The following is a 14974-nucleotide window of genomic DNA, read 5'->3' as shown; positions in this document are numbered from 1 at the left end:
AAATGACTGAAAAAACAAAAACAGGGTACGTAGCCGTTATTGGCAGACCCAATGCGGGTAAAAGTTCCCTACTCAACTGGCTTGTAGGTGAAAAACTTGCAATGGTTTCACATAAAGCGAATGCAACACGAAAACGTTTAAATATCATCGCAATGCACGAAAATACACAAATTATTTTTATTGACACTCCTGGTATTCATGAACAAGAACGTTTGTTAAACCAATTTATGCTTGAAGAAGCAATGAAAGCTATGGGTGATTGTGATCTCATTCTCTTTTTAGCTCCCGCAAGCGATGCCCTTCAGCACTATGTAGATTTTTTATCCCTTAATAAAAACAATATTCCCCATATGGTTCTCCTTACAAAAACAGACAGTGTTTCTCAAACAGCACTTTTTGACAAGATTACAGAATATCAAGCCTATCAAGATAAATTTGTGGCACTCATCCCTGTTTCAGTAAAAAAAGGAATCTCACAATCCTATCTTTTAGAAGCGATCTCAAAATATATGCCAGAGCATCCTTATCTTTATGACCCTGAAATTCTTACAACAGAGCGCTCACGTGACATTTATAAAGAGCTGATTCGAGAAGCAATTTTCGAAAATACGAGTGATGAAATCCCCTATTTTGCGGATGTAATCATTGATAAAGTAGATGAAAAAGAGACAATCGATAATATTTATGCTACTATTATTGTTGATAAAAAAAGTCAGAAAGGTATTGTAATTGGTAAAGAAGGTCAAACGATCAAAAGAATCGGTTCTAGCGCTCGTTTGCTCATTGAATCCTTGTCACAAAAACGTGTCTTTCTGAAACTTGTTGTTGTGGTGAAGCAGGGTTGGAGTCAAGATAAAGAAATGTTGAAGAAAATTGGTTATATAGTAGAATAAAGTTACTGTAATATCATCGTTATCATAGAGATATAATTATTTAAAAGGGGTTTTTAAAATGGCCGTAACTGAGGATAGACGTTTGAGCTCAGAAATTGTATCAATAGACCCTTTATCGCTCGTCTCCTATACCTATTCAAAAAAATGAAATCAAACTTAACAAGCTAGAAAAAAAGTGATAAAAAATGCGTTTTATACCTCGTATCTGCAAACGCGTGATGTTATAAGTGCTACTATTGATGTAAGTCGTAATATTCCTGACAGCGATCTTAAAGATGCTATTGAAATAAAAGTGTATGATGAATTAGCCCTAGATTCTGCTATTGAATATTCTATAAGTTATATCGAAACTGAATCAAAAGATTCTAAAAATCGCTCTTTTAATGTTTTTATTATTGATGCAACACTTATTTATACAAAATTGACACCCATTAAAGAAAAAACACGATATATTGATTATGTAACCTCGGCGCCTTTTCTCATAAAATCTCTTTACCGTAAAAATTTTATTGAAGCAGATGGTACACACTGTTTTGTTTATTTTCAAAAGACAGATGCCTTTTTAGTAATTTATAAAAATGGTGAGTATGTTTATTCAAAATCACTTCATTATTCACTCAAAGAGATCAATGAAAAATTTTGTGAGCTGATTGGAGAGCGTGTTGATGAAGAAGATTTTTATAAACTTCTTACTAACGAGGGATTAAGGGCTACTAATAGCCAATATCAACAAAGCTTAATGCAACTTTTTGGTGAAATATTTCTCTATATTAATGATGTCTTAGTCTTTACAAAACGTTCTTACAATATAGATTTTATTGATAAAATCTATTTAGGATCAGAAATTGGTACTTTTTCAGGTATTGAAGAATATGGAAAAAGTTATTTGGGATTAGAATCATATGAGTTTAATTTTAGTATAGCGATTAATTCTAAAGAGTGGTATATTGATCAAATTCACATCTTGATGATGCTCAGTGCACAACTTTACATTGAAAATCCAGATGATAATCTTAATTTTTCCATTTATAAAAGACCTCCTCCCTTAAATACAGAGCTTCAGGAAAATTTCTAGGTATTATGGCTGCAAGTGTTATTATTAGCCTTGCATACCCTGCTTATCAATTTGCATACCATACTTTTTTAAGTTTGGTCATTGTTAAACAGACAAGTGAGTATAATGAATTATACAAACAGACATCTGATATTAGACAACAACTTTCTCTTTTAAAAACTGAAAAAGAAAAAGTTGATGGTTTGGTTAAGAATGAAACAACGAAGTTTGAATTTAGAAAAAAGCTTTTGGGCGAAATTTATAATAAAAAAATATCATATCCTATGAAAGCGTTAATGCTATTGGAAATATTTCAGCTTTCAAATCAAAATGGTTGTAAAGTTGAGGCAATTGAGTTTAAAAAACAACAACTTGATTTTTTTGTTCGAAATAAAAATGAAAAAAAGATTACAGAATTCATTAAAGATTTAACCGCTCTAAAAAAATATAAAGTCAATACAGAAAAGATTATACAGGATGACAAGATTAAACTTTATACCAGTAAAATCTCTATAGGATTGAACAATGAATAGTATTGATTCACTTTTAGATAAAATTGATCTTTTTTTTAAAGATAAAAAAAAATAATGAAATTTACTTAATTTTTGCAATGGCCTTTGTCGTCATTGGATTTATTTTCTATAGCTATCTTTATCCCGTAACAGAAAAAATATTGAATCAGTCAATGAGAAGTGCAAAAGATATTGAAAAGAAGTTGCATGATGAACAAGCTTATTTATCTTCTGTATCAAGAGATGGTGATGCAACTTTTTTAATTAAAAAAATTAAAGTCAGACATTGAAAATTCAAAACTCCTTTTAGAAAAAACAATTTATATGAATGACTACGTTGATAATAAACTCAAAGAGCTCTCGTATCTGTTATTCAATGATGAAAATTGGGCAAAATTTCTTAATACAATTAGTCAATTAGCACAAAAATATTCTGTTCGTATTAAAGTTATTGAAAATAAAATCAATGAACCGAGCATTCAAAAAATAGAGCAAATTTTAACTCTAAAAGTTTCTTTTAATGGTTCTTTTGCAAATACAATGAAGTACATGAATGCTATTGAAGAGAGTGAATTGGTTGTTGATATTTATGAGCTCAACTGTACAGGTCAAAAAGACATTGAAGGTCAATTCAATATCGCTGTTTGGGGGATGAAATATTGAAAACTTTAGTGAAGCCTATTTTAGGATTATTAGTCATACTTACCATTATAGAGGCACAAGACAAATTACCTTCAAGCAGTGAAGTTAAAGAGTATGATAAAATTTTTGAAAAAATTGCGGAGAGAAGATCCGGTGCTGATTCGATTATGATTGATAAGCTCGAAAATCCTTTTATTATTCTTTCTTCAGAACAGAATGCAAGTGAAAGCAATGCAACCGCACAAGCGCCTGCTTATGTTTTAGAAGCAATTTTTAATCAAAAAGCAAAAATAAATGGTAATTGGTACAAAAAAAATGATCTTGTAGGATCTTATATGCTGATAAAAATTACATACAACAGTGTTATTCTCCAAAATGAAATTGAAAAAAAAAGAACTTGTAATAAGGACAAAAGATGATAGCAATATTAAAATATTTTCCAAGTAAAATTATTGCATTGGTTACAGTTTGCACGATTGCTCTTTTGCCTATACATATACATGCAGCAGAAAAAAAATAATCGCGCATCATCATGTGAGTATCGTACATTTAATATCAAAACAAACAACAAAGCAACAGGCTTAGAGCTTTTAGGGGAGCTTGCAGAAGTTTGTGATTTTAGTATTGTTGTCAAAGATACTGAAGCAGAAAAGGTGCTTGCTAAAAATCTTAATGGGGTTAATATCAAGAATCTCTCTTTAGATGAAGTTTTTCAAATAATTATTCAAGATAATGACCTTTTTTATACCTATGATAAAAATTATTTAAAGATTTCAGCTTTATCCACAAAATCTTTTAAAGTAGATTACATTTCATCAATCCGTGAAGGTAAAGCAGTTATCAATGCTTCAGTTGATGCCACACCGACTGAAACAAGTACAAGTGGTACAAAGAATACAGTTTCACAAGGGCAAAATACAATTTCTTCAAATGAATCTTTTGATTTTTGGAAAACTATTGCAACAGAACTCACCTCAGTTCTAAATACCGGAGGAGAAACGTATAAAGCACAATCACCTATCATCAATGTAAATGCGGGCATGATTACAGTTACAGCTACCAAAAGACAATTAGATCGTGTCAGTGAATATATAGATGTACTCAAAGAGAGGCTTCATAGGCAAGTGTTAATTGATGTTTCAATTGTCTCAGTATTATTAAATAATAGCAATACATCAGGTGTTGATTGGAGTAAGTTTTCTTTGAATATCGGAAGTAACTCTATTTTTAACAATAGTAATCAAGGAACATTGTCTGCTAGCAATCCAAATACTTTATATAATTCTGCTAGTACTGGCACAGCAAATGCTTCGAGTAACCTCAATAATTTAACAGTTGTCAATGATGTATCGTTTTCTATTGCAGGACTGATTGATTTTTTAGGTTCAAGCGGCGAAACAAAAGTTGTATCAAGTCCAAAAGTCTTAACAATGAACAATCAACAAGCGCTCATTACTATTGGTGATAATGTTAATTACCGTGTTCCTGAGACGACCAATGCCGCAAGCACAACAAGAACTGCTACTTTAGCAACAACCTATACCAATTATTCTATTTTTATTGGTGTCCTATTAAATATAACTCCTGAAATTTCGGAAGATAATGAGATTATTCTTAGAATCAATCCGTCTGTTAGTACGTTTAAATACTCTGCCGATGATGTTAAAACAACTGACCCTAGGGTTATTGCGCCAGATACTTCTGAAAAAAAACTCTCAACAGTTGTAAAAGTTAAAGATGGCTCAACGATTATTTTAGGAGGACTTATAACAAATACTAAAGGAAAACAAGACTCTAGTGTGCCATTACTCAGTAGTATTCCTCTTATTGGAGAAGCCTTTAAACATTCGGCTGATACATTGTCCACTAATGAACTTGTTTTTGTCATTACCCCACGTATTATTGGAGCAAAAGGCACGGATAAAGCAACACTTAAAGATCTTGGATACAGTCAAAAGATAAATGAATAGCCATTATAGTGACCTTAAAACCATCTTTGTTGATGGTGAAGTTTTTGATTATATCAATCTTGATAAGTCTGCAACAACGTATGATAAGTTGGTGCAGACTTTAGATAAACCCCTAAAGTTAATCCTTTTTTATGGCAAGCCCGGAACTGGAAAAACTTTTTTACTCCAAAAAATTTTTAATGATTTAAGAACAAAAAAACGGATTATTTTTTTTCCAAGACCTTTTTTTGAAGAAAAAGTTTTTATTGATGCCTTGTTTGAGCATATTTTTGCAAAGAAATCTCCTGGATTTTCAAATTACAATGAATTTTTAGCACTTTTAAGTAAGCATATCACATCTACAGATCAATCTATTACAGTATTAATTGATGAAGCGCAGCTCTATCCAACAGATTTGATTGAAAAAATCCGTCTTATGGCAGATTCACGTTTATTTAAATTTTTATTTACGGTTCACAAAACAGAGAGAGAAGATGTTCTAGCTAAAGACTATTTTCAGACACGTATTTGGGAAACAATTGAAATTGACAATGCTTCAAAGAATGAAATTAAAACATATATTGAAAAAAAACTCTTGTTCCATAATCGCTTTGAATATCTTAACCTTTTTAAAGACAAACATTATAAACTTATTTTAAAAGTTACGGATGGAAATTTGAGAACAATTAATAAACTGATGTACAAACTTTTTGAAATTTTGGAATATTATGATATGCATCAACCCTCCCTTATCAAAACGAATGCTTTACATGTAAAATATATTGAAATGGCAGGTATAAGTTTAGGAATGATCCATGCTTAGTGCTATAGAAATTATGGAACTCGAAAAAAAAAAGTCTTCAAATATAGAATTAAACAAAGAGTACATTACATCATCGTAAGTATAATTATTTTACTAATAGGTGCTACTGCCATTTTCCTCTATCCTACGATGGTTCCCTTGACAGATACCAATGCATCATTATCTAATAATGTTCAAACAATAGCAGAATCAATCAAACCTCTTGATACTAACATTACGGGTATTCAACAACAGTCCTTAAATGCTTCTGATGTAAATATGAGTGTAAAGAAATATACTCCTCCTCTTGTTGTAGAGGAGCAAGAGAATCAAATACTTTTTCTCCAACTTCCAATTATTAACAAAAATAAAGTAGAAAAGAAGTCCTCTTATGTACCTGAGATTGCTGAAAAGAAGTCAAGTCTTGGCATCCAAGAAGAAGATATTGACAATAAAGTTTTAATGCGAAAAATGCCAACTATTGATGAAGAAAATTTTTATCGCAATAAAGAAGATAAAGTTGACACAGCTCTTTTGCCCCCACCTCTTATGGATGAACAAAAACCCAAGGGTCTTATTAAAATTGAGACACATGAGGTGAATTCCATACAATACCTGAAAGATAAATTTGAAAAAACACATAACATTACCTTTGCATTAATGCTTGCAGAAGAATATTATGCAATGAAAAATTATACGGAATGTAATAAATGGGCTCTTATGGCCAACAATGCAGATCCTGATAGTGAAAAAAGTTGGATTTGGTTTGCTAAATCTAAAGTTAAACTTGGTCATAAAGAAGATGCTGTCCTTGCGCTTCAAGCCTACCTAAAAAGTAATAAATCAAAAGCAGCTCAAAGTCTACTGAATCAAATTAGTGTAGGTGAAGTTATTGACTAAATGAATTTGTTTTCTTTTTTTAATAAATGGTACAATAGAAAAAATTTATAAATAGTGGTAAAAAATGAATGATATTACAACAACACTTTTAACATATCTTATTCACAACCGTATAATTGATGAACATAGTGCTGCTAAAATAAGAGAAGAAACACAACAGAATAATCATAAAGTATTAGGTGAAATTCTTTTAGAAAATAATTTTTTTACAAAAGAAGATCTTCTTATTTTAGTCATTGAATTTTTTAAAAAAGGGTATCTAAATTTAGAAGATGTTAACGCTAATTTTGCAATTGACAGTGAAAAGTTTTTACAATCTTTGGCTAAAAATCTTAATTATGAGTACCTTGATCTTGATTCAATAGACATTGATTATCGTCTTGCCTCAAAACTTCCTTTTGCTCAACTCAAGAAATTTAAAGCACTCCCTATTAGAGAAGATGAAATTAATATTTTTGTTGCATTAAAAGATCCATTGGACATCAATGCTCAAGAAGGCGTTCAAAGAATTTTTCCACGAAAACTACTCAAAGTTATCATTGCAGAGCCTACACAAATTGATAAATACCTGATTAAAATGGAGTTAGGTGAAAGTATCAAAGGACTCATTGGCGAAATTCGCAAAGAGATTACTTCCAGTGCTGCTGAAAATCCACAAGAATCTTCTGGGATTTTAAAACTCATAGAAATTATCCTTAAAACATCTATTTTGGCACGTGCTAGTGATATTCACATTGAACCAACAGAGAACAATTGCATTGTTCGTAGCCGTATTGATGGAATGCTCACAGAAACATTCATTTTTGATAAAGATATATACCCTCCTCTGGGCTCACGGATGAAGTTGCTTTCCAATATGGATATTGCTGAAAAAAGAAAGCCTCAAGATGGTCGTTTTTCAGCTACGATTCTAGGCCGTGAGTATGATTTCAGGATCTCTGCGCTGCCTACAATTAATGGAGAATCCATTGTAATTCGTATTTTAGATAAATCTAAAGTGATGATTAAAATTGAAGATCTTGGTATGCATCCTAATAACTACATTAAGTTTGCACAAGCTATGAAGTCTCCCTATGGTATTATCTTAGTTACAGGGCCAACAGGAAGTGGTAAAACCACAACGCTTTATGCGGCTTTAAATGCTATTAAAAGTGTGCAAAGTAAAATTATTACCGTCGAAGACCCAGTGGAGTACCAACTCAATTTAACGCAACAAGTGCAAGTTAATGAAAAGGCTAATTTAACGTTTGCAACGGCATTACGTTCTATCTTAAGACAAGATCCAGATATTATTATGATTGGTGAGATTCGTGACACTGAAACCCTTCGTATTGCAGTGCAAGCAGCACTTACAGGTCACTTGGTTTTTTCAACACTTCATACAAATGATTCAATCAGTGCCGTTACAAGAGTTGTAGATATGGGAATTGAACCGTATTTAATTAGTGGATCATTAATTGCAATTGAAGCACAAAGGCTAGTACGTAAATTGTGCCCTTATTGCAAAACTAAATATACACTACCAAAAACTGCTCATGATGAAATTAAAGATATGCTTCCTGAAAATTTTCAATTTTATAAAAATAATGGTTGTGAAAAATGTTCACAAACAGGCTATTTAGGGCGTGAAATGATCTCTGAAATTCTTCCTATAAGTGAAAAAATTTCAAGTATGATTGCACAAGGTGGCAGTAAAAGTGATATTAAAGAGCAGGCAATCAAAGAAGGCTTTGTCGATATGTTCCAAGATGGTATTACCCGAGCCGCACATGGCATTACAACGCTAGATGAAATCATAAGGGTGGCAAAAGAATGAAATATTTTGAAGTAAACTACCTATTCAAAGGGCAAAAGACTAAAACTGTTGTCAAATCGCCCACACGTAATGATGCAATATCAATAGCAAAATTGAAAATACCAGGCGTAATTTTAAATATTAAAGAAACTTCAGCCCCCCTTGAAGATCAGTTAGGCGAATTAAAAGACCAAATCATGAATGCTCTCTTTCGCAAAAAAATAAAAATGCCAAACCTTATTGCTGCAATGAGACAGCTCAGTGTTATGACCAATGCTGGTATCTCTATTCATGATAGTGTTAAAGAAGTTGCAAATGCTACCGTAGACAAGACACTGAAAGAAATATTTAACAGCGTTAATGATGATCTAAACTCTGGACTTAGCCTTACGCAATCATTGATGACATATCGCAATGAAGTAGGTGACGTGACCCTTGCTATGGTTGAGTTAGGTGAGAGTACAGGAAATATGGCAGAATCTTTAGAAAAACTCTCAGAAATTCTTGAAGAAATTGAAGAAAATAGACAAAAATTTAAAAAAGCGATGCGATACCCTATTACGGTTGTTATTGCAATTGCTGTTGCTTTTTCAATACTTATGATCTATGTTGTCCCAAAATTTAAAGAAATTTTTGCTCAACTTAAAGCGGAATTGCCCCTACCAACCAAAATCCTTCTTTTTATGGAAAACCTTATTAATCATTATGGTCTCTACCTTCTATCTGGCATTATTGGCACTATTCTACTATTTCAGTATTTACTCAAAAATAATGAAGACTTTAAGAAAAAATTTGATATCTATATTCTTAAGGTCTATTTAATTGGAAATATTATTTTTTATGCAACACTGAGCCGTTTTTGCCTTGTTTTTACGGAACTTATTCGTGCAGGTATTCCTATTGCGGATGCGCTCGATACAGCTTTATTAACGTTAGAAAACACCCATCTTAAAAAGAAACTTTCCAGTGTTAAGATCTCAGTACAAAGAGGTATTTCCTTAACAGAATCATTTCGTGATACAGGACTTTTTGAAGGTATGCTTATTCAAATGATTCAAGCAGGTGAACAAAGTGGTACTCTGGATAAAATGCTGGAAAAAGTCACCCTTTATTTCAAATCACGTTTTAGCCAAATTATCGACAATATCGCAAGTTATATTGAGCCTATTCTTTTGGGCTTTATTGCAGCTATGGTACTTTTGATGGCCTTAGGTATTTTCATGCCTATGTGGGACATGGCAAAAGCTGTTAAATCATAAAAGAGAGAATTTTGCCTTATATGGTTTTACATGTAAGGCAAATTGGGTCTAAAACTCTTTAGGAATTGTGCAATCTAATTGATCTTTGAATGTTTCACATGCGAGCGTAATAAGTTCTTTTTGCCCTATTTTTGCAATTAAGCAAAGTGCCCCTAGCTTTTTACACCATAAACGTTCAACTTTAATTTTATAGTCATCTTCTTTAATTTTTGTAAAAATACTCCAACTTCGAATACTTTTTTTCTCTTTATATTCAAGAATCTCAATAATTTCTTTATCATCAATTTTGCGTTCAATGACAGAGCGTAATTGTGTTTCATTCAATCCTAATCGCCATGCTTTATAGCCTAAAACAATAGCACGAGCACGATTGGGTGTATTTGTTTTAAGTTTATCAAAACTGACACCAAAATATTTAAGTGCAACAATAATATCTTTTGCCTTAAAAATTTTGTCTCTTTCAATAAACTTAGGTGGGTTACTGTTTTCCAAAAAATATCCTTTAGTATAGTTACATTAAAATGGCCAAATGGTTTCCATGAATTTGGCACCCCATGGCTTAGTCGTAGTTTGATCTATATCACCTTCTGTTTTGTAAAGAATTTTTGCATCCGCAATGTATTTTGAATCAATGTTGTTATTTTTATCAATGTCATAAGGTCGAATAACGCCACTCACTTGAATAATTTGCTTTTCACCATTAATCAATAATTCACGACTACCCTCAATAAAGTAATGTCCATTATTTAAAATCTTGATGACACGAGCTGAAATAGTCGTACTAAAGGTTTCATTACGAGTATTGCTTCCGTTGCCTGTAAAAGAATTATTGGATCCCGTCGTAAAACCAATATTACCAACATCATTTAAATTTTTTGATACTGTACCTAAAACACCACCACCTGCAGCAGTGGTAATACCAGCACCAAGAGAATCACTACTTTGTTTTGTTAAAGCTTTTTTACCCGTAGATGTTTGTGCTGTTTTTTCAGTAATGGTAACAGTTACAACGTCATTAACATGCATTGCTTTAAGATCGGCAAATAAAGGGTTATCACCTTGTCCAAAAAGGCTACCTGCATTAGAAGGCATTGATTCATTCACTTTGGAAGGCGTCTCATCAACGTATACAGGTGCTTTCATGCTAATTTTTGGATCGGCTGGATGTACTGAGCAGCCTGCCAAAAAAAGAGCGGCTATAAAGCTACATGTAAAAACTTTCATACGACTCCGTTTTATTCTATTTTTTACTATTATACTATAAAATACTCACCTCTAAAGTAAATTATGTTCTAAGGAAAAAAGATGTCAGAACTAAAGTCAAAACTTCAAGATGATCTAAAAGATGCGATGAAAACCAAAGATACTTTTAAACGTGATGTTATCCGTTTTTTAATGAGTGCACTTAAACAAATTGAAGTCGATGAACGTAAAGAACTTAGTGATTCTGATATTGTAAAAATTATCCAAAAATCACTCAAGCAACGCGAAGACGCCTTATCTGCTTTTAAAGATGCAGGAAGAGAAGATCTTTATGAAAAAGAGTTGGCAGAAGCAACCATTTTAAAAAGTTATTTACCGCAGCAACTTAGCGATGAAAGCCTTAAAGTCATCATTCAAAAACACATTCTTGCAACTGGAGCAACGAGTTTAAAAGAAATTGGTAAGATCATGGCTGGAGTTCTTGCTGAATGTGAAGGTGTAGCTGATGGTAAACGTATTAATACGATTGCGAAAGAACTTTTGAGCTAAACAAGAAGGTTTACATGTAAAGATTTTCTTTACATGTAAACACATATTTTACGAGTGATGCTTTTGGATCATTTCCAAAGTTTCTATTGCAATTTCAAGCTCTTCATTGGTTGGAATAACCAAAACTTTTACTTTGCTATCGTCTGCACTAATCGTTCTAATTTCACTTGATCGAACGCTATTGAGGATTGGGTCTATTTTGATGCCAAAATTCTCCAATTTTTCACAAGACTTGAGGCGAACATCATTTGCATTTTCGCCAATACCTCCTGTAAAAACAATACAATCTACCCGACCAAGAACAGCAGAATAGGAACCAATATATTTTTTAAGGCGATAATTGAACATGTCGTAAGCAAGCTGTGCTCTTTCATCACCCTCCTCTGCCATACGTGTAATTTCACGCATATCATTACTTCCGCATATTCCTTTTAATCCACTCTCTTTATTGAGCATTTTATCCAGTTCATCAAGAGTAAGTCCACGCTTACGTGCTAAATAGAAGAGAATAGCTGGATCAAGGTCACCACTTCGTGTTCCCATAATGAGCCCTTCCAGTGGTGTTAAGCCCATCGATGTATCAATACTTTGACCATTTTCAATCGCTGTAACACTTGCTCCATTGCCTAAATGAAGCGTAATGGCATTAAGTGTATTGATGTCTTGCTTTAAATATTTTGCTGCTACTTTAGTAACATAATAGTGCGAAGTTCCATGGAAGCCATAACGTCTGATGCGTAATTCCTCATAGTATTTGTAAGGAATAGCATACATGTAAGCATAGTTAGGTAATGTCGAATGAAATGCGGTATCAAAAACAGCCACTTGGGGAACATTAGGGCTTTGATGTACCGAAACTTTCATACCAGCAAGATGACCTGGATTGTGCAATGGTCCAAGAGGAATTAAACGCTCAATCTCTGACATAACATAGTCATCAACCATTGCTGGTTCCTGAAACGAAGAGCCCCCTTGTACAACACGATGACCAATCGCATCAAGATCATTAAGGTTGTGAATAACACCTGATTGAATCAATGCCTCACTCATCCATGTTAAGGCTGCATCATGATCGTGGATAGAGCATTTTTCTTCTCTTTTTTGCTCATCACCCGCTGGCTTTTTATATTTTATTTTAGCCATTGACTCTTTTTCGCCAATTTGCTCAATCACTCCACTGGCCAAAACCTCATTATTGGCCATATTGAAAAGTTGATATTTGACAGAAGAACTACCCGCATTTAAGACTAAAATTTTCACTTATTAGCTCCATCATTGGTTTGTGCTTGAATAGCTGTAATGGCGACGGTATTGACAATATCTGGAACTAAACAACCTCGGCTAAGATCATTAACGGGCTTTCGAAGTCCCTGGAGTACAGGACCAATGGCAACAGCACCTGAACTTCTTTGAACCGCTTTATAAGTGTTGTTACCCGTGTTAAGATCTGGAAAGATGAAGATGGTGGCTTCACCAGCGACTTTACTATTTGGTAATTTTGTTTTAGCAACAATAGGATCAATGGCAGCGTCGTATTGAATAGGTCCTTCTACCAAAAGATCAGGTCGTATTTCTTTAACAATTTTAGTGGCTAAACGCACTTTTTCAACCTCTTCACCCTTCCCTGAATCACCTGTAGAATATGAAAGCATTGCAATTTTTGGTGATATACCAAATATCTTAGCCGTGTCTGCAGAAGAAATAGCAATTTGAGCCAACTCTTCTGCATTTGGATCTTGATTAACCGCACAATCACCGTAAACCAAGACTCTTGTATCTAAACACATAAAGAAAAGACTTGAAACAATAGAGATACCTGGTTTGGTTTTGATAATCTGAAGTGCTGGACGAATCGTCTCTTGAGTTGTATGAATTGCACCAGAGACCATACCATCAGCATAACCTAGGTAAACCATCATTGTTCCAAAATAATTTTTCATCATCATACTATCACGAGCAACATCTAAGCTCAAACCTTTGGCTTTACGCATTTCGTAAAAAGAAGTGACAAACTCTTCCATTAGAGGTGATGTTAAAGGATCAATGATAGTCGCTTTGCTTATATCAAGTCCAAGTGTTGCACTCTTGCGACGTACTTCTTCTTCAACACCGAGAAGGATAATATCAGCTACATCACGACGTAATAAAATCTCCGTTGCTCGAAGAATACGCTCATCATTACTCTCAGGAAGAAGAATTTTTTTACGATTTCTCCTTGCGCGTTCAAAAAGAGCATACTCAAACATAATTGGAGTAATAGAACTCGTGGTGGATTCAGTATCAATACTTTTTTCGATTTCTTCAATATTGACATTCGCTGAAAAAAGTCCCATAGCCAATGCAATTTTGCGTACACTTTGTGGTGTAATTGTCGCTGGAACATTGGAGACATTGACAGCAGTATCAAAAGTACCATTGTCGACACTTAAAATAGGAATGGAAAGGTCTTTAAACCCAGCAATAAGTTTGTTAATGGATTTATGAGGCATCATCCCTGCAGTCAACAAAATGCCGGAGATATTTGGATAATTATTAGAAAATACGGTACTAAGACATCCTACGATAATATCCGATCTATCCCCTGAAGTTATGACCAAGTCACCATCTTCAATATATTCTAAGAAATTATCAAGTTTCATTGCAGCGATTTTACTCTGCTTGACAACTCTACGTAAATCTTTTTCTTCACCATAGATATGGGAACAACCTAGCTTATTTTTTATCTCAGCAACAGTCGGAGTGTCAAGCTCTGGCACCTCAGGTAAAAAATAGACAGGAACATTTTGAATTGGTTTAGCGCGATTGAGCTCTTTAAGCTCTTGAACCTCTTGGTCACCTAAACGATTGACAAATGTCGCAAAATGTTGGCATCCAGCACCCTTAATGGCATCTGCCTCAATAGATATTTCATCCAACACCTCTTTAACACTTTTTTGCTTGCCTTTTAAAACACTGATAAAAGGGCTACTCAAGTTTTTAGCGATTGAAAGATTAATATCAAAATCAAGAGTTTGTGAAAAATTCGCTTGGTTAAGTCCTTCAATGAGTACAAAGTCATACTGGCTCTCTAAAATTTTGAATTTATCAATAAGATTTTCCAAAACTTCATTGTATTTATTTTCAGCAATTAAACTTTCAACTTCATGAACAGTGTAACCATAAGTAGCGTTATAGTCCATTTTAAGGGCATAATATTCCAGCATGAAATCAATGTCTTTATCAACTTCATTCGCATCTAAAATAACCGGTCTAAAAAAAGCAACCTTACCAAGACGCCCTTTTAATAGTTCCATAATGCCCATCGCTACAATCAAACTGCCTGCGGCAGGTGCAAGCGATGAGATATACAAACTCTTACTTTTCATCTCACTCCTTTTAAATTGATTGCCCATCATACTTTACAACAGATAATAGGA

The 14974-nt window shown here is 33.5% G+C and carries 16 protein-coding genes; 12 read left to right on the top strand and 4 right to left on the bottom strand.

Going from position 1 to position 14974, the window contains the following annotated elements:
* The first annotated feature begins 2 nt into the window (after positions 1–2).
* The 11 genes from era (at position 3) to Sdiek1_RS07530 (ending at position 9806) form a co-directional block, all read left to right on the top strand.
* A complete protein-coding gene (era, locus tag Sdiek1_RS07575; protein ID WP_025344631.1) occupies positions 3–893 on the top strand; it encodes a GTPase Era in 891 nt (296 codons plus the stop codon).
* Positions 894–1068: 175 nt separating this feature from the next.
* The gene (locus tag Sdiek1_RS07570) at positions 1069–1968 is read left to right on the top strand and encodes a hypothetical protein (RefSeq protein ID WP_087438625.1); all 900 of its coding nucleotides are present in this window, start codon (positions 1069–1071) and stop codon (positions 1966–1968) included.
* Between the two features lie 5 nt (positions 1969–1973).
* Positions 1974–2480, top strand: coding sequence for a hypothetical protein (locus tag Sdiek1_RS07565; protein ID WP_087438624.1), 507 nt, complete (start codon positions 1974–1976; stop codon positions 2478–2480).
* Positions 2481–2503: 23 nt separating this feature from the next.
* Entirely contained in the window at positions 2504–2749 is a 246-nt protein-coding gene (locus tag Sdiek1_RS15195; RefSeq protein WP_238098876.1) for a hypothetical protein, read from the top strand.
* A gap of 34 nt (positions 2750–2783) precedes the next feature.
* On the top strand, positions 2784–3122 hold the full coding sequence (locus Sdiek1_RS15190; RefSeq protein ID WP_238098875.1) for a hypothetical protein: 339 nt from the start codon (positions 2784–2786) through the stop codon (positions 3120–3122).
* Entirely contained in the window at positions 3119–3520 is a 402-nt protein-coding gene (locus Sdiek1_RS07555; protein ID WP_238098874.1) for a hypothetical protein, read from the top strand. Before Sdiek1_RS15190 ends, Sdiek1_RS07555 begins: the two co-directional genes overlap by 4 nt.
* Positions 3521–3601: 81 nt before the next feature.
* The gene (mshL, locus tag Sdiek1_RS07550) at positions 3602–5071 is read left to right on the top strand and encodes a pilus (MSHA type) biogenesis protein MshL (protein ID WP_087438623.1); all 1470 of its coding nucleotides are present in this window, start codon (positions 3602–3604) and stop codon (positions 5069–5071) included.
* Positions 5064–5873, top strand: a complete 810-nt coding sequence (locus tag Sdiek1_RS07545; RefSeq protein ID WP_087438622.1) for an ATP-binding protein — start codon at positions 5064–5066, stop codon at positions 5871–5873. The genes mshL and Sdiek1_RS07545 overlap by 8 nt, the downstream gene beginning before the upstream one ends.
* 138 nt (positions 5874–6011) lie before the next feature.
* On the top strand, positions 6012–6752 hold the full coding sequence (locus Sdiek1_RS07540) for a tetratricopeptide repeat protein (RefSeq protein WP_161492013.1): 741 nt from the start codon (positions 6012–6014) through the stop codon (positions 6750–6752).
* Positions 6753–6816: 64 nt separating this feature from the next.
* Positions 6817–8568, top strand: coding sequence for a GspE/PulE family protein (locus Sdiek1_RS07535; RefSeq protein ID WP_087438620.1), 1752 nt, complete (start codon positions 6817–6819; stop codon positions 8566–8568).
* Positions 8565–9806 carry a type II secretion system F family protein gene (locus Sdiek1_RS07530; RefSeq protein WP_087438619.1) on the top strand — a complete coding sequence of 414 codons (1242 nt, stop codon included), beginning with the start codon at positions 8565–8567 and terminating at the stop codon, positions 9804–9806. Before Sdiek1_RS07535 ends, Sdiek1_RS07530 begins: the two co-directional genes overlap by 4 nt.
* Before the next feature lie 48 nt (positions 9807–9854).
* Here the strand turns inward: Sdiek1_RS07530 and Sdiek1_RS07525 are convergent, their stop codons facing one another.
* Positions 9855–10298: a hypothetical protein gene (locus Sdiek1_RS07525; protein WP_087438618.1), complete on the bottom strand. Its 444-nt coding sequence runs from the start codon at positions 10296–10298 to the stop codon at positions 9855–9857.
* A gap of 24 nt (positions 10299–10322) precedes the next feature.
* Positions 10323–11030, bottom strand: a complete 708-nt coding sequence (flgH, locus tag Sdiek1_RS07520; protein ID WP_087438617.1) for a flagellar basal body L-ring protein FlgH — start codon at positions 11028–11030, stop codon at positions 10323–10325.
* Between the two features lie 81 nt (positions 11031–11111).
* On the opposite strand from flgH, the gene Sdiek1_RS07515 reads away from it, so the two are divergent.
* Entirely contained in the window at positions 11112–11558 is a 447-nt protein-coding gene (locus Sdiek1_RS07515; protein WP_087438616.1) for a GatB/YqeY domain-containing protein, read from the top strand.
* Positions 11559–11606: 48 nt separating this feature from the next.
* Here the strand turns inward: Sdiek1_RS07515 and Sdiek1_RS07510 are convergent, their stop codons facing one another.
* Positions 11607–12818 (bottom strand): acetate/propionate family kinase, encoded by a 1212-nt coding sequence (locus Sdiek1_RS07510; RefSeq protein WP_087438615.1) that lies wholly within the window; start codon positions 12816–12818, stop codon positions 11607–11609.
* Positions 12815–14923 (bottom strand): phosphate acetyltransferase, encoded by a 2109-nt coding sequence (gene pta, locus Sdiek1_RS07505; RefSeq protein WP_087438614.1) that lies wholly within the window; start codon positions 14921–14923, stop codon positions 12815–12817. The genes Sdiek1_RS07510 and pta overlap by 4 nt, the downstream gene beginning before the upstream one ends.
* Between the last annotated feature and the right edge of the window lie 51 nt (positions 14924–14974).

It is taken from the genome of Sulfurospirillum diekertiae (assembly GCF_002162315.1).
GTDB lineage: Bacteria > Campylobacterota > Campylobacteria > Campylobacterales > Sulfurospirillaceae > Sulfurospirillum.
The sequence above is the reverse complement of the archived record's forward strand: the minus strand, read 5'-3'. Positions and strand labels throughout refer to the sequence as shown.